General features: G+C 72.8%; 2 protein-coding genes. Both read left to right on the top strand.

The annotated features are described in order from the left end of the window. The first annotated feature begins 8 nt into the window (after positions 1–8). Complete coding sequence (locus B0I31_RS26150) at positions 9–19,745, top strand: non-ribosomal peptide synthetase (protein ID WP_106618241.1); 19,737 nt, start codon at positions 9–11, stop codon at positions 19,743–19,745. After that, the gene (locus B0I31_RS26155; protein ID WP_106618043.1) at positions 19,742–20,995 is read left to right on the top strand and encodes an MFS transporter; all 1,254 of its coding nucleotides are present in this window, start codon (positions 19,742–19,744) and stop codon (positions 20,993–20,995) included. The genes B0I31_RS26150 and B0I31_RS26155 overlap by 4 nt, the downstream gene beginning before the upstream one ends. The last annotated feature ends 3 nt before the right edge of the window (positions 20,996–20,998 follow it).

Consider the following 20,998-nt stretch of genomic DNA (forward strand, 5'->3'; position numbering starts at 1 on the left):
AGAAGACCATGTCGTCATCGATGGAAGAGCGCATCTCCGCACTGCCGCCGCACCTGAGGGACCTGATGCGCCGCCGGCTGGCGGGCCAGGTGCAGAAGGTCGACACCATCGGAGCCGTGGGGCGCGACCGGCCGCTGCCGCTGTCCTTCCCCCAGCAGCGCCTGTGGTTCCTCGACGAGTTCCAGCCCGGCGGGTCGGGGTACAACAGCGCCCTGGCGCTGCGCCTGACCGGACGCCTCGACGTGCCGGCCCTGACCGGTGCGCTGCACGGGCTGGTCGCCCGCCACGAGTCGCTGCGCACCACGTTCGACGAGGTCGACGGCACCGGTGTGCAGGTCGTGCACCCCGCGTTCGACCTGGCCGTGCCGGTGCTCGACCTGGCGCGGACGGACGACTTGGACGTGGTGCTGGCCGACGAGTACTCGCAGCCCTTCGACCTGCGGCGCGGACCGCTGCTGAGGGCGCTCGTCGTGCGTGTCGCCGAGGACGAGCACGTGCTGCTCCTCACCGCGCACCACATCGTCACCGACGGCTGGTCCATGGGCGTGCTGACCGAGGAACTGGCCGTGCTGTACCGCGCGGCGCTGGTAGGCGAGGAGGTGTCGCTGCCGCCGCTCCCGGTGCAGTACGCCGACTTCGCCGCCTGGCAGCGCGACCGGCTGTCCGACGACGCGCTGGGCGCGCACCTGGACTACTGGAAGCAGCGGCTGACGGGGGTCGCGCCGCTCGAACTGCCGACCGACCGCCCGCGCCCGCCGGTGCGGACGTCCGCCGGCGCGGTGCACCCGTTCGAGGTCCCCGCGGAGGTCGCCGCCGACCTGCGCGACCTCGCCCGCGCGCACGGCACGATCCTGCTCACCGTGCTGGTGGCGGCCTGCCAGGTGCTGCTGGCCCGCTACTCGGGCCAGGAGGACGTCGCCGTCGGCACGGTCACCACCGGCCGCAGCAGACCCGAGCTGGACCGGTTGGTCGGCTTCTTCGTCAACACCGTCGTGCTCCGGTCCTCCGTGGACCTGGAACGGACGTTCGGTGACTTCCTCGACGAGGCGAAGCGGACGGTGCAGGAGGCTTTCGCCCACGACGAGGCGCCGTTGGAGCGCTTGGTCGACGTGATCCGCACGGGACGCGACGTCAGCCGCAACCCGTTGTTCGACGTCATGGTGCTGCTCCAGACCGCTCAGGGCGAGGCGCCGGAGTTCACCGGCCTCCGCGTCGAGCGGATGGGTCTGTCCCGGCGGTCGGCGAACTTCGACATCACCGTCGAGTTCGAAGAGCGCGACGGCGCGTTGACCGGATCACTGGAGTACAACACCGACCTCTTCGACGCCGCGACGATCGAGAGCTTCACCGCGCACCTGGTGCTGCTGCTCTCCGGGATCGCCGCCGACCCGGACCGTCCGTTGTCCCGGCTGCCGTGGGTGTCGGAGGAGGAGCGGCGGCGGCTGCTGACCGACTGGAACGGTTCCACCACCGGCCTGCCGGTGGCCACCCTGCCCGAGCTGTTCGAGGCACAGGCGGACCGGGTGCCCGAGCGGATCGCCGTGACGTGCGACGGGGTGGAGCTGGACTACGCGGAGCTGAACGCGCGGGCCAACCGGCTCGCGCACCGGTTGATCGCGCGAGGCGCGGGGCCGGAGCGACTGGTGGCGCTGGTGCTGCCCCGTTCGATCGACATGGTGGTGGCGGTCCTGGCGGTGCTCAAGACCGGCGCGGGGTACCTGCCGATCGATCCGGCGTACCCGCCCGCGCGGGTGGCCGCGATGCTGGAGGACGCCGCACCGGTCGTGGTGCTCGACGGCGTGGAGTCGCTGGGCGGCACCGAGGGCTGCCCCGACACGAACCCGTCCGATGCGGACCGCGCGGCCGGGCTGTCGCCGGACAACCCCGCGTACGTCATCTACACCTCCGGGTCGACCGGCAGGCCCAAGGGCGTGGTGATCCCGCACGCCAACGTGGTGCGCCTGTGCTCGGCGACCCGGCAGTGGTTCGGCTTCGACGAGCGGGACGTGTGGACGGTCTTCCACTCCTACGCGTTCGACTTCTCGGTGTGGGAGATGTGGGGCGCGCTGCTGCACGGCGGCCGGCTGGTCGTGGTGCCGCACGACGTCTCCCGGTCGCCCGAGGACTTCCTGGCCCTGCTCGCCGAGCAGCGCGTCACCGTGCTCAACCAGACGCCGTCGGCGTTCCACCAGCTCGCCGCCGCCGACCGGGAACGTCCGACGGAGCTGCCCGACCTCCGGTTCGTCATCTTCGGCGGTGAGGCGCTCGACCCCGCCCGGCTCGCCGACTGGTACTCCCGGCACGACGACACCGCGCTGGTCAACATGTACGGGATCACCGAGACCACGGTGCACGTCACCCACCACCCGCTCGACCGCGAGAGCGCCGCGGCGGCCACCGGCAGCGTGATCGGGGTGCCCATCCCGGACCTGCGGACCTACGTGCTCGACGGCGCGCTGGACCTGGTGCCGCCGAGGGTGACCGGCGAGCTGTACGTGGCGGGCGCCGGGTTGGCGCGCGGGTACCTGAACCGCCCCGGCCTGACCGCGTCCCGGTTCGTGGCCGACCCGTTCGCCGCCGCGTCCGGTCTTCCGCCCGGCACCCGCATGTACCGCACCGGTGACCTGGTCCGCCGCCGGGCAGACGGAACGCTGGAGTACGTGGGCCGGGCCGACCACCAGGTGAAGGTCCGGGGGTTCCGGATCGAGACCGGCGAGATCGACGCCGTCCTGATGCGGCACGAGGGGGTCGCCGAGGCGGTCACCGTCGCACAGCCCGACGACGCCGGCCGCAACCGCCTGATCTCCTACGTGGTGCCGTCGGGCGCCGACGTACCGGACGACCCCGAGCTGCGGGCCTGGCTCAAGCGCGACCTCCCGGACTACATGGTGCCCGCGCTCTTCGTCGCGCTGGACGAGGTGCCGCTGACCCCCAACGGCAAGGTCGACCGCCGCGCGCTGCCCGCCCCCCGGGGCCGGCCCGACGCGGCGTCCCGCCACGTCGCGCCCAGCACGCCGGTCGAACAGGAGCTGGCCCGCGTGTGGGCCGGGGTCCTGGGCGTGGAACGGGTCGGCGTCGAGGACGACTTCTTCGAGCTCGGCGGCGACTCCATCCTCAGCATCCAGGTGGTCGCCCGGGCGCGCCAGGCCGGCCTGCGGCTGACGTCCAAGGACGTCTTCCTGCACCCCACGATCGCCGAGCTGGCCTCCGACGTGCAGCCCACCCGCGAGGACGCGGTGGAAGCGCCGCTCACCGGCCCCGCGCCGTTGACCCCCATCCAGGAGTGGTTCTTCGACACCCGCCCGGCGGACCCGCACCACTTCACCCAGTCCACGTTCGTGGAGCTGACCCCCGACCTGGACGAGCGGGCGCTGGACACCGCCCTCGACGCGGTCGTCGCGCACCACGAGGCGCTGCGGACGCGGTTCTCCACCGTGGGGGACCAGTGGACGCAGGAAGTGCTGCCCACGTCGCGCAAGGGCGTGCTGAAGGTCGTCGGTCTGTCCACTTTGGACGATCGAGCGCAGCGGGAGGCGATGGAGGCCGAGGCGTCGGCCGCCCAGTCGGGACTGGACATCGAACGCGGACCGCTGGTCCGCGCCCTGCTGTTCCACCTGGGCGGCGGCCGGCGCCCACGCCTGTTCATCACCATCCACCACCTCGTGACAGACGGCGTCTCCTGGCGCATCCTGCTCGGCGACCTCGACGTGGCCTACCACCAGGTACTGACGGGCGAACCGGTCGCGCTCGACCCGGTGGACACCGGGTTCACGCGCTGGGCGCACCGGCTGGTCGAACGCGTCCGCGCCGGCGAGCTGGACGAGGACCTGGGCTACTGGACCGGCGTCGCCCGCTCCGCGCCGGCCGACCTGCCGGTCGACCACGACGGCGACAACGCGGCCGAATCGGTCCGCGCGGTGACCGTCCGGCTGCCGCGCCGGGAGACCGACGCGTTGCTGCACCAGGTGCCGGGGGTCTACCGCACGCAGGTCAACGACGTGCTGCTGAGCGCGCTGGGCCGCGCGCTCACCGCGTGGACCGGCCGTGACCGCGTGCTGATCACCCTGGAGGGGCACGGCCGCGAGGACGTCCCCGACGACCTCGACGTGTCCCGCACCGTCGGCTGGTTCACCAGCCAGTTCCCGTTCGCGCTGCACGTGCCCGCCGAGGAGTGGGGTGCGGTGCTGAAGTCGGTGAAGGAGCAGGTCCGCGCGATCCCGCGGCGCGGCGCCGGCTACGGTGCGCTGCGCTACCTGAGCGCGCCGGACTCGCCCGCCGCCGTGCTGCGCGAGGATCCGTTGCCGCGCGTCAGCTTCAACTACCACGGGCAGTGGGACGTAACGTCGGACGCGGACGACGGGCTGTACCGGGCGAGCTGTGGCCCGGTGGGCCGGGAGTCCGCGCCCGGCAACGCCCGTGCCCACCTGCTGGACGTGGTCGGCGTGGTGGCGGCCGGTGAACTGGAGCTGACCTGGCTGTACTCCGAGCAGGTGCACGACGAGGTGGTCGTGCGGCGGCTGGCGGAGGACGTGCTGGCAGCCCTGCGGGAGATCGTCGAGCACTGCGCCCGCCCCGACGCCGGCGGCCGCACCCCCTCGGACTTCCCCCTGGCCCGACTGGACCAGGCGACCGTGGACCGCCTCGTCGGCACCGGCCGATCGGTCGAGGACATCCACCCCCTCACGCCGATGCAGGCGGGCATGTTGTTCCACAGCCTGGTGGACACCTCCTCCACGGCCTACTTCGACCACGTCCGGCTGCAGCTGGCCGGGGTCCGCGACGAACACGCCCTCGCCGCGGCCTGCGGGCAGGTCGTGGACCGCACGCCGTCGTTGCGCGCAGCCCTGGTGTGGGACGGTGTGGAGCAGCCGTTGCAGGTCGTGCACAGCGGTGTCACCGTGCCGACGACCTTGCACGACTGGCGCGCGCTGTCCGCCGAGGAGCGCGACCGCGAGGCGGAGCTGATCGGCTCGGAGGCCCTGGACCTGACCGAGGCGCCGCTGATGCGGATCGCCATCGCCCGGCTCTCCGACGACGAGGTGCTGTTCGCCTGGACGTTCCACCACGTGCTGATGGACGGCTGGAGCCTGAGCCAGGTGTTCGCCGAGATCTGTGAGCGGTACGCGGCGATCGTGGGCGGCACACCGCCCGAGCCGGTGTCCCGTCGACCGTTCCGCGACTACCTGCGCTGGTTGGACGCGCAGGACGGGCAGGAGGCCGAGCGGCACTGGCGCGAGGTGCTGGCGGGCTTCTCCGCGCCGACCGCGTTGCCCTACGACCGGCAACCCACCGAGTCCCACGCCACCGAGTCGTCGGACGCGGTGCGGCTGGTGCTGTCGGTCGAGGAGTCGCAGCGGCTGAAGCGGGCCGCCCGCGGCAACGGCCTGACCGTCAGCACGGTCCTGCAAGGGGCCTGGGCGTTGCTGCTGTCCCGCTACAGCGGCGAGCAGGACGTCGTCTTCGGCACCACCGTCTCCGGACGCCCCGCCGAGTTGGCGGGGGTCGAGTCGATGGTCGGCATGTTCATCAACACGGTGCCGACCAGGGCGCTGGTGCGCGACGACGAGAACACCCTCGCGTGGCTGCGCGGCCTCCAGGCCGGCCAGACCGAGTCGCGGCGGTTCGACTTCGTGTCGCTGGCCGCCGTGCGGTCGTGCAGTGACCTGCCGGGCGGCGGGAACCTGTTCGACAGCGTGGTCGTGTTCGAGAACTTCCCGCTGAACGACGTCGTCGAGGTCGGCGGCATCCGGGTGGCGGAGCTGGAGGCGCGCGACAACACCAGTCTCCCGCTCACCCTGAGCGCCAACCTGGACGACCGGCTGCACCTCGACCTGGCCTACGACCCGGACCTGTTCGACCGGGACACCGCCCGGGCGGTGGTCGACCGCCTGCGGCTGCTCCTGGAGGCGATCGCCACCGACGCCGACCGGCCGTTGGCCGAACTGCCGTGGCTGACCGACGACGAGCGGCGCCGGGTGGTCGTGGAGTGGAACGACACGGCCGCCGCCGCGCCCGACGAGACGTTCGCGGAGCTGTTCGAGGCGCAGGCGCGGCGGACGCCGGACGCGACGGCGTTGGTGTTCCGCGACGAACGCCTGACCTTCGCGGAGCTGAACGCGCGGGCCAACCGGCTGGCCCGTCACCTCGTGGCGTCCGGCGCGGGACCGGAGCGCGTCGTGGCCCTTGCGCTGCCCAGGTCGGTCGACATGGTGGTGGCGATGACGGCGGTGTGGAAGGCGGGTGCGGTGTACCTGCCGGTCGATCCGGCCTCGCCGGCGGACCGGTTGGAGTTCGTGCTGGCCGACGCCGCCCCGGTGCTGGTGGTCACCGAATCGGTGATGGCCGCGCCGGAGACGCGCGACGCCGTGGCCCGGCAGGCACCGGATGACCTGACCGACTCGGACCGGCTCGCGCCACTGCGGCCGGACCACTGCGCGTACGTGATCTACACCTCCGGCTCCACGGGCCGGCCCAAGGGCGTCGTGGTGGAGCACCGGAGCCTGGTCAACCTGCTGCTGAACCACCGCGAGGGCTTCGTGGCCGCCGCCGGGGGCGGGCGCCTGCGGGTCGGACTGTCGGCCGTGTTCTCCTTCGACACGTCGTTGGAGGGGCCCGTGCTGATGGCGGACGGGCACGAACTGCACCTGATCGACGACGACGTGCGGCTCGACCCGACCGCGTTCGTCGACTACGTGATCCGGCACGGCATCGACTTCCTCGACCTCACGCCGTCGTACGCGCACCAGCTCGTGGACGCCGGACTGCTGACCGGTGAACGCGTGCCACGCGTGCTGATGCTGGGCGGCGAGGCGATCGCGGAGTCGCTGTGGCAGCGGCTGGCCGAGGCACCGGACACGGTGAGCTACAACTTCTACGGCCCGACCGAGAACACGGTCGACGCGCTGTCCTGCCGGGTGGAAGGCGGTCACCCGGCGATCGGTCGGCCGCTGCGCGACGTGCGGGCCTACCTGCTGGACGGTTCGTTGCGGCCGGTGCCGGTCGGGGTGGCGGGGGAGCTGTACCTGGCGGGCGCGCAGGTGGCGCGCGGATACCTGAGCAGGCCCGGTCTGACCGCGCAGCGGTTCGTCGCCGACCCGTTCGGCGCGCCGGGCTCGCGGATGTACCGGACCGGGGACCGAGCGCGGTGGCGGGCGGACGGCCGGGTCGAGTACCTGGGGCGCACCGACGACCAGGTGAAGATCCGGGGGTTCCGGATCGAGCCCGGCGAGGTCGAGGCCGCGCTCGTGCGCCACGCCGGGGTCGACCAGGCCGTCGTGGTCGCGCGGCAGGACGGCGCGGGCGACTCGACGCGGCTGGTCGCCTACCTCGTGCCGACCGGGACGGCCGCGCCCGAGGTGTCGGACCTGCGGTCGTGGCTGGCCCGGACGTTGCCCGACTACATGGTCCCCGCCGCGTTCGTCGTACTGGACGCACTGCCGCAGACGCCCAACGGCAAGGTCGACCGACGCGCGCTCCCCGCCCCCGACCGGACCGCGTCCCGCACCGACCACGTCGCGCCCCGCACCGACCGGGAGCGGCAGGTGGCGGAGGTCTGGACCGAGGTGCTCGGCGTCCCGGACATCGGCGTCGAGGACAACTTCTTCGAACTCGGCGGCGACTCGATCCTGAGCATCCGGGTGGTGTCGCGGCTGCGGGCCGTGGTCGGCGTGGAGCTGTCGCCGCGTGCCCTGTTCACCGCGCCGACCGTGGCCGGCCTGACCGCGCTGGTCTCGGCGCAGCCGGGTTCGACGGGCGCGGAGCCGGGACGGGCGCCCATCCTCGTGGCGGCTCGGGACGGCGGCCTGCCGCTGTCCCTGTCGCAACAGCGGTTGTGGTTCCTGCACGAGTTCGACCCGGACAGCACCGAGTACCTGTCCCCGCTGATCCTGCGGCTGCGCGGCGAGCTGGACGTGGAGGCGTTGAACGCCGCGCTCACCGGCCTGGTGGCACGCCACGAGTCCCTGCGCACGACGTTCGACACGGTGGACGGCCAGGGCGTGCAGGTCGTGCACCCGCCGAGCGAAGTGCGGGTGCGGGCCGAGGACGTGCCCGAGGCGGAGCTGCTCGATGTCCTGGCCCAGGAGGGCCGGCGCCCGTTCGACCTGCGCGAGGGCCCGCTGATGAGGGTGCGGCTGCTGCGGCCGGCCGACCGGGACCACGTGCTCGTGCTGGTCCTGCACCACATCGTCACCGATGGCTGGTCGACCGGCGTGCTCACCGAGGAGCTGTGCGCGCTCTACCGCGGCGACACCCTGCCACCTCTGTCGTTGCAGTACGCCGACTTCGCGGTGTGGCAGCGCGACAACCTCGCCGGCGTGGACGAGCGGTTGGACTACTGGCGTCGACAGCTCGACGGCGTCCCCGTGCTGGAGCTGCCCGCGGACCGGCCCCGGCCCGCGGTGCGCACGAGCAACGGCGCCCTGGTGGAGTTCCGCCTGCCGGAGGAGTTGACCGTGCGGCTGAAGGCGTTGTCCCGGCGGCACGACAGCACCCTCTTCACGACCCTCGTGGCCGCGTGCCAGGTGCTGTTCGCCCGCTGGTCGGGGCAGGACGACATCGCCGTGGGCACGGTCGCCTCCGGCCGTGAGCGCGCCGAACTCGAAGGTCTGGTGGGCTTCTTCGTCAACACGCTGGTCCTGCGCTCCACAGTGGACCGCGAGCGCGGGTTCACCGACCTGCTGACGCAGGTCAAGGACACCGTCCTGACCGCGCTCGCCCACCAGGACGTGCCGTTCGAGCGGGTCGTCGACGAGTTGCAGCCCGTCCGGGACACCAGCCGCACCCCGCTGTTCCAGGCCATGGTGATCCTGCAGAACAACCCCGAGCCGGTGGTGGACCTGCCAGGCCTCGCGGTCGAGGAGCTGACGCCGCCGGTGGTGACGGCCGGCGTGGACGTGCTGATCCAGTTCCAGGAGCACGACGGCGGCCTGCTCGGCGTGGTGACCTACAACAGCGACCTGTTCGACGCCGTCACCATCACTCGCGTGGTCGGGTGGTTGCACGTGCTGCTGGACGGCATCACGGCGGACGCAGACGGGCCGTTGTCCCGGCTGCCGTGGGTGTCGGAGGATGAGCGGCAGCGGCTGCTGTCAAACGGCATCGGACCGGTGGTCGACGTGCCGGCGGCCACCCTGCCCGAGCTGTTCGAGTCGCAGGCGGCCCGGACACCGGAACGGGTGGCGATCACGGACGGCGACGCGGAGCTGGACTACGCGGAGCTGAACGCGCGGGCCAACCGGCTCGCGCACCGGCTGATCGAGCTGGGCGCCGGCCCCGAGCGGCTGGTGGCGCTGGTGCTGCCCCGGTCGGTCGAGCTGGTCGTCGCGGTGCTGGCGGTGCTCAAGACCGGCGCGGCCTACCTGCCCGTCGACCCGGCCTACCCGGCGGCACGCGTGTCGGCGGTGCTGGAGGACGCCACGCCGGTCGTCGTGCTCGACGGCCTGGACTCGTTGCGCGGCACGGAGGACCACGCGGTCACCAATCCGTCCGATGTGGACCGCACAGGCCCGTTGTCGCCGGACAACCCCGCCTACGTCATCTACACCTCGGGCTCGACCGGCCGCCCCAAGGGCGTGGTGGTCTCGCACCGGTCGGTGGTGAACTACCTGTCGTGGGCGATCGAGGTCTACCCCGGTCTGCGCGGGGTGGCGGTGCTGCACTCGCCGGTGACGTTCGACCTGACGGTGACCACGCTGTTCGGGCCGCTGCTGGCCGGTGGCCGCATCCGGGTGAGCGAACTCGCCGAAGACGCCGGTGGGGGAGAGCGGGCCACGTTCCTCAAGGCAACCCCGAGCCACCTGCCGCTGCTGGGCACCGTGCCCGCCGACCTGTCGCCCACCGGTGACCTGGTCGTCGGTGGTGAGCAGCTGCTGGGCGAGGTCGTGGACGAGTGGCGGCGGGCGAGCCCGACCGCGACCGTGATCAACGAGTACGGGCCGACCGAGGCGACCGTCGGGTGCCTGGAGCACCGGATCGAGCCGGGCGAGCCGTTGGCCCCGGGCCCGGTGCCCATCGGCCGGCCGGCCTGGAACACCCGCCTGCACGTGGTGGACCGCGGATTGAGTCTGGTGCCCATGGGCGTTCCCGGTGAGCTGTGCGTCGCCGGTGACGGTGTGGCCAGGGGTTACCTGAACCGGCCGGGACTGACCGCGTCGAGCTTCGTGGCGTGCCCGTTCGGCGAGCCGGGCGAGCGGATGTACCGCACGGGAGACCTGGTGCGGTGGCGGTCGGACGGCACGATGGAGTACCTGGGCCGCATCGACGAGCAGGTCAAGGTCCGCGGGTTCCGCGTCGAACCGGGCGAGATCGAGTCGGTGCTCCTCCAGCGCCAGGACGTCGCCGAAGCCGCGGTGGTGGCCCGGGACGACGGCCGCGGCCACGCGGTGCTGGTGGCGTACGTCGTCCCGGTGGCGGAGGAGCCGAGCACCGAGGAGCTGCGCGGGTCGCTCGGACGCGTCCTGCCGGCGCACATGGTGCCCACCGCGTTCGTGACGCTCGACGCACTGCCGTTGAGCGCCAACGGGAAGTTGGACCGCGCGGCGCTGCCCGCACCGGACGGGCGACCGGAGTCCGCGTACGTGCCGCCACGCAACCCCGTCGAACGCGATCTGGCCCGCGTCTGGTCGCAGGTGCTGCGGGTCGAGCGGGTCGGGGTGCACGACAACTTCTTCGGGCTCGGCGGCGACTCCATCGTGAGCATCCAGGTGGTGTCCCGGTGTCGGCAGGCCGGCCTCGACATCTCCGCGAAGGACGTGTTCACCCACCAGACCGTCGGCGAGCTGGCCACCGTCGTGGGGACGCGGGCGCCGGCCGAGTCGGCCCGCCCGGTGATCACCGGGCCCGCGCCGCTCACGCCGATCCAGCGGTGGTTCTTCGGCACCCGCCCGGACGGCCCGCACGACCTCACCATGTCCGTGCTCCTGGAGTTGGCCGAGGACGTCGACGTGACGGCACTGGCCCGAGCCGTCGACACGGTGGTGGTGCACCACGACAGCCTGCGCCTGCGGTTCCGCGACGGCCGCCAGGAAGTGGCGTCGGCCGAACCGCACGACGTCTTCGGCACCCACGACCTGTCCGCCCTGTCCGCCGGCGAGCGACACCACGAGATGGAGCGGGTGGCGACCGAGGCGCGGGGCTCACTGGACATCGCCGAAGGCCCGCTGGTGCGGGTCGTGCTGTTCACCGGCGGGGCAACCGGCCTGCCGCGGCTGTTCATCACCGCGCACCACCTGGTGGTGGACGGGGTGTCCTGGCGGATCCTGCTCGGCGACCTGGAGGCGGCGTACCGCGGCGAGGACCCGGAGCCGGTCGGCACGGCGTTCACGCAGTGGGCACATCTGCTGACCGAGCACGTGCGCGACGGAGGGCTGGACGACGACCTCCCGTTCTGGAGCGCTCTGACCGACAGCGAAGACCTCGACCTGCCGGTGGACGACCACGGCCCCAACACGGTCGGCTCCACCCGGTCCGTCACGGTCCGGCTCGGCCGGGACGACACCGACGCGCTGCTGCACCGGGTGCCGGACGTGTACCGGACGCAGGCCAACGACGTGCTGCTGGCCGCGCTGGGCCGCGTGCTGACGCGGTGGACCGGACGTGGACGCGCCTGCGTCACGATGGAGGGCCACGGCCGGGAGGACGTCCTGCGCGGCGTCGACCTGTCCCGCACGGTCGGCTGGTTCACCTCGCAGTTCCCCGTCGTCCTGGACGTTCCGGCCGACGCCGACTGGGGCGACCTGCTCAAGTCGGTCAAGGAGCAACTGCGCGCCGTGCCGCGCCGCGGCCTCGGTTACGAGGCGCTGCGCTACCTGGGCACGACCGACGCGTTGAGCGACACCGCGTTGCCGCCCATCAGCTTCAACTACCACGGGCAGTGGGACGTGGGCACCGATGGCAAGGGGTTGATCCGAGGCCGCGGACCCGCCCTCGGCCAGGACGCGCCCCCGGAGAGCACCCGCCCCTACCTGATCGACGTCGTCGGCGCGGTGGAGGGCGGCGAGCTGCACCTGTCGTGGGAGTACTCCGGCGAAGTCCACGACGAGGCGACGGTGCGCGACCTCGCCGAGGGCATGGTCCGCTCGCTGCGCGAGATCGTCGCGCACTGCGCGCGGCCCGACGCCGGCGGACGCACGCCGTCGGACTTCCCGCTGGCCCGCCTCGACCAGGCGGCCGTGGACCGGATCGCCGGCGACGGCCGGTCGGTGCAGGACGTCTACCCGTTGACGCCGTTGCAGGCCGGGATGTTGTTCCACAGCCTGGTCGACCGCGACTCCACGGCGTACTTCGACCAGCTGCGGTTCCTGCTGTCCGGCGTGGCGGACGCGGACGCGTTCGGCGCGGCGTGCCAACGCGTGGTCGACCGGACCCCGGTGCTCCGCAGCAGCGTGGTGTGGGAGGGCGTCGACGAGGCGGTGCAGGTCGTGCACCGCCTCGTCGAGCTGCCCGTGCGGCACCTCGACTGGCGGCGGCTGTCCGAGCGGGAACGCGCGGACGCGCTGGACCGGGTGCTCGCCGACGACCTGGCGGCCGGCCTGGACCTGACCCGTCCGCCGCTGCTGCGGCTGGTCGTCGCCCGGACCGCGGACGACGAGGTGCTGGTCGTCTGGACCGCGCACCACGTGCTGCTGGACGGGTGGAGCCTGGCCCAGGTGCTCGCCGAGGTGTGCGGGCAGTACGCGGCCGAGGTCGGTGGACGGCGGCCGGAACCCGTGTCCCGCCGCCCGTTCCGCGACTACCTGCGGTGGTTGGGCGAACAGGACCGGATGGGCGCCGAACGGCACTGGCGCGGAGTGCTCGCCGGTGTGGAGGCGGCGACACCGCTGCCCTACGACCGCCCTCCCGTCGAAGCGCACCGGACGGAGTCGAGCGAGTCCGTCCCGGTCGAGCTGTCGGCCGACCGGTCGGCGCGGCTGAACCGGGTCGCCCGGCGTGCCGGTGTCACCGTCAGCACGATCGTGCAGGGCATGTGGGCGCGGCTGCTGTCGCGCTACAGCGGTGAGACGGACGTGGTGTTCGGCACCACGGTGTCCGGCCGGCCCGCGGACCTGCCCGGCGTGGAGTCGATGGTCGGCATGTTCATCAACACCGTGCCCACCAGGGTGCGCGTCGACCGCGGCCGGGACGTGCTGTCCTGGCTGCGGGACCTCCAGGAGGCGCAGAGCGAGTCGCGTTCGTTCGACTTCGTGTCGCTGGCCGAGCTCCAGGCGTGGAGCGACCTGCCGGCCGGCGCGAACCTGTTCGACAGCGCCGTGGTGTTCGAGAACTACCCGGTCGACGAGCTGGCGAACGCCACGCAGCAGGTCCGCGTCCTGGACGTCCAAGGCCTGGACAGCACGAACTTCCCGCTGACCCTGACCGCGCACACCGCCGATCGGCTGCGGCTGGAGCTGGACTACGACGGGAAGCTGTTCGACGGGGCGACGGTCGAGCGCATGGCGGCGTACCTGATCGCGCTGCTGGAGAGCGTGGCAGACGGGCGCGAGCTGCCGCTGCTGACCGGGAACGACGCTCGCCTCGAACTGGTGGAGTGGAACCGGACCGCTCTGGACGTGCCCGACGTGACGTTCCCGGAGGTGTTCGAGGCGCAGGCGAGGCGCACACCGGACGCGACCGCCCTGGTGTTCCGCGACGAGGCCCTGAGCTACGCCGAGGTGAACGCACGGGCGAACAGGCTGGCCCGGCACCTCGTGTCGCTCGGCGCGGGCCCGGAGCGGGTCGTGGCGCTCGCCCTGCCGAGGTCGGCGGACGCGGTCGTGGCCATGCTGGCGGTGTTCAAGGCCGGTGCGGTGTACATGCCGCTCGACCTGGCGCTGCCACCGGAGCGGGTCATGTTCCTGATGGGTGACGCGGCGCCGGCGGTGGTGCTCACCGAGATCCCGGACGTGGCCCGCCACGGCGCCGGCGACCTGACCGACGCCGAGCGGACGACGCCGCTGCGGCCGGACAACTCGGCCTACCTGATCTACACGTCCGGGTCGACCGGGCGGCCCAAGGGGGTGCTGGTCGAGCACCGCAACCTGGTCAACCTGCTGCACAGCCACCGCGAGGGGTTCGCGGGGGGCGAGCGGATGCGGGTCGTGCTGAACGCCGTGCTCTCCTTCGACACGTCGTTGGAGGGGCCGGTGCTGATGGCCGCCGGTCACGAGCTGCACGTGCTGGACGACGACACCCGCCTCGACCCGCAGGCCTTGGTGGAGTACGTGGCCGACCACCGGGTCGACCTCCTCGACCTCACGCCGTCGTACGCGCGCCAGGTCCTGTCGGCGGGGCTGTTCGACGGCGAGCGGCACCGCCCGCGCGTGCTCACGCTCGGCGGCGAGGCGTTGCCGGGATCGCTCTGGGACACCCTGGCCGACGTCCAGGGCACCGCGGTCCACAACTTCTACGGTCCGACCGAGTGCACGGTCGACGCGCTGTCGTGCCGCGTGCGGCCCGGCACCCCGGCGGTGGGGTGGCCGCTGCGCAACGTCCGCGCCTACGTGCTGGACGAAGACCTCAACCCGGTGCCGCCGGGTGTGCCCGGCGAGCTGCACATCGCCGGCGCCCAGGTCGCGCGCGGTTACCGGGGCCGCCCCGGTCTGACCGCCGAGCGGTTCGTCGCCGACCCGTTCGCCGTCGCGTCCGGCGCTCCGGCGGGGTCGCGGATGTACCGCACCGGCGACCGGGTCCGCAGGCGGGCCGACGGTGCGCTGGAGTACCTGGGCCGCACCGACGACCAGGTGAAGATCCGCGGTTTCCGGATCGAACCGGGGGAGGTCGAAGCCGCCCTCGTGCGGCACCCGCGGGTGATCGAGGCGGTCGTGGTCGCACGGCGCGACGACGACCGCGACCGGCTCGTCGCCTACGTGGCCCCGAGCGGGACGAGCCCCGTCGAGCTGCGGTCGTGGTTGACCGACCGGTTGCCCGACTACATGGTCCCCTCGGCGTTCGTGGCGCTGGACGTGCTGCCCACGACCGTCAACGGCAAGGTCGACCGGCGCGCGCTGCCGGCGCCGGACGGGCAGCCCGCGCCGGGCTCGGTCCACCGGGCCCCGCGCACACCGGCGGAGGAGCAGGTCTGCCGGATCTGGTCCGAGGTGCTGGGCGTGCCGCGGGTGGGCGTGGACGACAACTTCTTCGAACTGGGCGGCGACTCGATCCTGAGCATCCGGGTCGTGTCCCGGCTGCGTGCCGAGTTCGGCGTGGCCGTCTCCCCGCGGGCGGTGTTCAGCTCGCCGACGGTCGAGGGTCTGGCGCGGGTCGTCTCGTCGCGGACCGGCGAGGAGGACCCCGGCATCCCGGTGGCACCGCGGACCGGCGCGCTGCCGCTGTCGTTCGCCCAGCAGCGGTTGTGGTTCCTGGACGAGTTCGAACCCGACAGCACCGACTACCTGTCGCCGTCGATCCTGAGGCTGCGCGGCGAACTGGACCTCGACGCGCTCGACGCGGCGCTCACCGCGCTGGTCGCCCGGCACGAGTCGCTGCGCACCACCTTCGAGACCGTCGAAGGCCACGGCGTGCAGGTGGTCCACCCGCCGCAGGCGGTGCGCGCGCCGCTGCGGGACGTGCCCGGTGGCGAGCCGGAGCTGGCCGACATCCTGGAGCAGGAGAGCCGGCGGCCGTTCGACCTGGGGCGCGGGCCGCTGCTGCGGCCGAGCGTGCTGCGGCTCGCCGACGACGATCACGTGCTGCTGCTGATGATGCACCACATCATCACCGACGGTTGGTCCAACGGCGTGCTCACCGGCGACCTGAGTGCGTACTACCGGGCGGCGCTGACCGGTGCGGACGCCGGCCTCCCGGAGCTGCCGGTGCAGTACGCCGACTTCGCCGTCTGGCAGCGGGACCGCGTGACCGGGACCGTGCTGGAGGAACAACTGGGGTACTGGCGCAAGCAGCTCGACGGGGTGCGACCGCTGGAACTGCCCACCGACCGGCCGAGGCCCGCGGTCCGCACGAACCGCGGCGCGGTGCACGCCTTCACGGTGCCCGCGGACGTGGCCGACCGGTTGAAGGCACTGGCCCGGCAGCAGGACGGCACGTTGTTCACCGCTCTCGTCACCGCCTGCCAGCTGCTGCTCTCCCGCTGGTCGGGCGAGCGGGACGTGGCGGTGGGCACCGCCACCTCCGGCCGCGACCGGCCGGAACTCGAGTCGCTGGTCGGGTTCTTCGTGAACACCCTGGTGCTGCGCTCCGCAGTGGACGGATCGGGCACGTTCCGCGGCTTCCTGGGCGAGGTGCGCACCACCGTGCTCGACGCGTTCGCGCACCAGGACGTGCCGTTCGAGCGCGTGGTGGACGAACTGCGGCCCGTCCGGGACACCAGCCGCACACCGCTGTTCCAGGCGATGGTGGTCTTGCAGAACAACGTCGACCGGGAGCCGGACCTGCCCGGCCTGCGGGTGGAGGGCCTGGAGCTGCCGACCACCGCCGCGAACTTCGACCTCACCCTGCACTTCCGGGAGGCCGACGACGCCCTGCACGGCGCGGTCGAGTACAGCGCCGACCTGTTCGACGCGGCGACGGTGGAGCGGATGACGGGACACCTGCGGGTGCTGCTGGAGGCGGCGGTGACGTCGCCGGACCGGCTGCTGGGCGAGTTGCCGCTGATGGGACCGGCCGAGCGCCGGTTGGTGCTCCAGGAGTGGAACGACACCGGCGAGGCGCCGGCGGCCACGATCGCGGACGCGTTCGCCGAGTGGGTGGAGCGGACACCGGGGGAGACCGCGGCGGTGGCCGGCGAGGTGGTGCTGACCTACGCCGAGCTGGACGCCAGGGCCAACCGGATCGCACACCGGCTCATCCGGCTCGGCACGCGGGTCGAGGACCCGGTGGCGTTGCTGGTGGAGCGCTCGGTCGACCTGGTGGTCGCCGAGCTGGCCGTGGTCAAGGCCGGTGGCGCGTACGTGCCGCTGGACGCGAGGGCGCCCGCCGAGCGGTTGCGGGTGCTGTTGGCCGACACCGGAGCACGGGTCGTGCTGACCGACCGGGCGTGGCAGGCCACGGCCGCGGACGTCCACGACGGGCACGTGCTCGTGCTGGACGCCGCGGAGCTGTCCGACGAGCCTGACACCCGTCCCGACGTGGCGCTACACCCGGACAACCTCGCGTACGTCATGTACACGTCGGGGTCGACCGGGATGCCCAAGGGCGTGGCGGTGCGTCACCGGGACGTGGTCGCACTGGCCGCGGACGTGCGTTTCCGCGGCGGCGCACACGAACGGGTGCTGGTGCACTCGGCGCAGGCGTTCGACGCCTCTACCTACGAGCTGTGGGCGCCGCTCCTCAACGGCGGCCGTGTGGTCGTCGCCCCACCGGGCGATGTGGACGCCGAGGTGTTGCGACGCGTGATCGCCGAGCACGGCGTGACGGCGTTGTGGCTGACGGCGGGGTTGTTCCGGGCGATCGCCCAGGAGGACCCCGGCTGCCTGGCGGGCCTGCGCGAGGTGTGGACCGGCGGCGACGTCGTCCCGGCCGCGGCCGTCCGGCGGGTCCTCGAAGCGTCACCGGGCCTGACGGCGGTGGACGGTTACGGACCCACCGAGACCACCACGTTCGCGACGTCGTTCGCGATGTCGGACGCGGCGGCCGTGCCGGACGTGGTGCCGATCGGCCGGCCGTTGGACGGCACGCGGGTCTACGTGCTGGACGGTGACCTCCGGCCGGTGCCGGTCGGCGTCGCCGGCGAGTTGTTCATCGCCGGCGCCGGCGTCGCACGCGGCTACCTGAACCGACCGGGCCCGACCGCGCAGCGGTTCCTGCCCGACCCGTTCACCGGTTCCGGCGAAAGGATGTACCGCACCGGCGACGTGGCGCGGTGGCGGGTCGACGGGACCGTCGAGTTCGTGGGCCGCGCCGACGACCAGGTCAAGATCCGCGGCTTCCGGGTCGAACCCGGCGAGGTGGAGTCGGCGCTGCGCCGCCACCCGGACGTGGCCGAGGCCGCGGTCGTGGCCAAGGACGGGGAGCAGGGGCGCACCCGGCTGGTCGGCTACTTCGTCCCGGCCCCCGGCGCAACGCCGAGCGCCGAGTCCCTGCGGGAGTCGCTGAACGGGGTGCTGCCCGCCTACCTGGTGCCGTCGGCCTTCGTGGCCCTGCGGGCCCTGCCGACCACCGTGAACGGCAAGCTCGACCGCGAGGCGCTGCCCGACCCCGAGGTGGTCCAGGACGACCGGCCCCGCCACGTGCCACCGCGCACACCGGTGGAGACCGCGCTCGCCGAGATCTGGACGGACGTGCTCGGCGTCGGCGGGATCGGCGTGCGGGACAACTTCTTCGAGCTGGGCGGCGACTCCATCCTCATCATCCAGGTGGTCTCCAGGGCGAGGAAGGCGGGGATCGGCCTGATCACCAAGGACATCTTCCTGCACCAGACGATCGAGACCCTCGCCCCGGTCGTCACGTCGGTGGACGTCGGAACGGTCGACGCCGGCGCGGTCGTCGGCCCGGTGCCGCTCACGCCCATCCAGCAGTGGTTCTTCGAGACGCACACCGCCAAGCCGCACCACTTCAACCAGTCCATGCTGCTGGAGCTGACCGGTGACCTGGACGAGGGCGCGCTGGAACGGGCCCTGGGCGCGTTGCCGGTGCACCACGACGCGCTGCGGATGCGGTACCACCGGATCGACGGCCGGTGGCACCAGGAGAACGCGCCGGTCGGCCGGACCGTCGTGCTCGACCGGCACGACCTGCCCCAGAGGGACGAGCGGGACCGGCAGTCGGAGATGGAGAAGGTCGCCGACGAGGTGCAGGCCGGCTTCGACCTCGACAGCGGGCTGCTGTTCAAGGCCGTGCTGTTCCGGTCCCGCGACGGGCGGCCGCCTCTGCTGTTCCTCGCCGCCCACCACCTGGTGATCGACGGAGTGTCCTGGCGCATCCTGCTGGACGACCTGGACAGCGCGTACCGCCAGGCGGTGCGCGGTGAGGCCGTCGACCTGGGCGCGAAGACCACCTCGTTCCAGGACTGGGCGGGACGCCTGAGCCGGTACGTCGCAGACGGCGGCCTCGACCACGAGCTGGACCACTGGACCGCCGCGCTGGAAGGGGCGGCGCTGCCGGTGGACCACGACGAACCGCGGCCGGGGACCGCGCCGCGGACGGTCCAGGTCGTGTTGAGCCCGGAGGACACCGACGCGTTGGTGCACGACGCTCCGACCGCCTACCGCACCAGGGTCAACGACGTCCTGCTGGCCGCGCTGGCCTGGGCGTTGTCCCGGTTCACCGGACAGCGGACCGTATCGCTGGACATGGAGGGCCACGGCCGGGAGGAGATCCTCGGCGTCGACCTGTCCCGCACGGTCGGCTGGTTCACCACCATGTACCCCGTCGCGCTCACCGTGCCAGACGGCGAGCCCCCGTGGCGCGATCTGGTGAAGGCGGTGCGCAGGCAGTCGCGCACGATCCCCGGCAACGGCCTCGGGTTCGGCGCGCTGCGCTACCTCGGCTCACCGCAGACGCGGGCGCGGCTGGACGCCGAGCGCGGCCGCCCGGAAGTCGTGTTCAACTACCTCGGGCAGTGGGACAGCGCCACCGGGCAGGCAGACGGCGGCCTGTACCGGGCGGCGCGCGAATCCATCGGGCAGGAGGGCGATCCCGCAGACCGGGGCTCGCACCTGCTGGAGGTCACGGGAGGTGTCGCCGCCGGGCAACTCCGCTTCTCCTGGGACTACCAGCCGGACCGGCACGAGCGGTCCACGGTGGAGCGGGTCGCGGGTGATTTCCTCGACGCCCTCCGGCTCATCGCGCAGGACTGCCGGGACTCGTCGTGACCGCTTCGACGGTCCCGCTGTCGCGCAACCGCGACTACCGGCTCGTGTGGATCGGCCAGGCCCTGTCGGAGGCGGGCTCCAGCGCGTCCGCCATCGCGTTCCCGCTGCTGGTGCTGGTGCTGACCGGATCTCCCGTGCTGTCCGGGCTCGTGCTGTCCGCCGGCGCCGCGGCGCAACTGCTCGCCGGGCTGCCCGCGGGAGCCCTGGTCGACCGGTGGGACCGCAAGAAGGTGATGCTGATCTGCGAAGCGGTACAAGCTCTCGCGGTGGGCAGTGTCGTCCCGGCCCTGTGGTGGGGCTTCGCGAGCGTGCCCTACATCATCGCCGTCGTGGTCGTCCTCGGCGTCTGCCGGTCGCTGTGCGAACCAGCCGAGGAGGCGAGCCTGCCCGCGATCGTGCCCGCCGACCAGTTGGCCGGCGCGGTGGCGATGAACTCGGCCCGCGGCTACCTGGGACAGCTGCTGGGCACCGCGCTCGGAGGCTTCCTGTTCGCGGCACGCCGCTGGCTGCCGTTCGCGGCGGAGGCCGCGGCGCACGTTGCGGCGTTCGTCGCGCTGTTCTTCGTCCGACTGCCGGCGCGGCAGCGCGAGCCCGTGCCGAAGGGCAACCTCCACCGCGAGGTGCTGGACGGCCTGCGCTGGATCGGGGGACGACCCCTGATCCGGGTGATCGCGGTGTGTGCCATCGGCCTCAACCTGTTCTTCCAGGCGTTCTACCTGCTCGTGATCGCGCTGGCGCAGCAGCGGGGTGTCCCGACCGGGCAGATCGGCGTCATGGCCGCGATGTTCGGCGCGGGGGGAATCCTGGGCGCCCTCGCCGCGCCGAGGCTGCACCGGCTGGTCAGGCCGTACGTGTCCGTCGTCGGGGTCTTCTGGGTGATCACCTGCCTGATCCCGCCGGCGATCTTCGCCGACAACGGCTACCTGATGGGCGCCTTGTTCGCCGCCATGGCGTTCGTCGCGCCGACCGCCAACACCACCATCACCACCTACCAGCTGCTGCTGACCCCCGACGAGTTGCGCGGCAGGTTGAGCAGCGTCATGAGCGTGGCCCTCGGCACGGCCGCCATCGCCGGACCGGCGCTGGGCGGCCTGCTCGTCGAAGTCCTCCCCGGCGACCAGGCGATCCTCACGTGCGCGGCGGGGATCGCGCTTCTCAGCCTGTTCGCGACTTTCAACCCGACACTGCGCCAGTTCTCCGCGCACGATCCCGCCGATCAAGGCACGACGACCGATCAGGGCGGGCGGTGAGCC

Origin of the sequence: Saccharothrix carnea (assembly GCF_003014735.1) — a bacterium.
Taxonomy (GTDB): domain Bacteria; phylum Actinomycetota; class Actinomycetes; order Mycobacteriales; family Pseudonocardiaceae; genus Actinosynnema; species Actinosynnema carneum.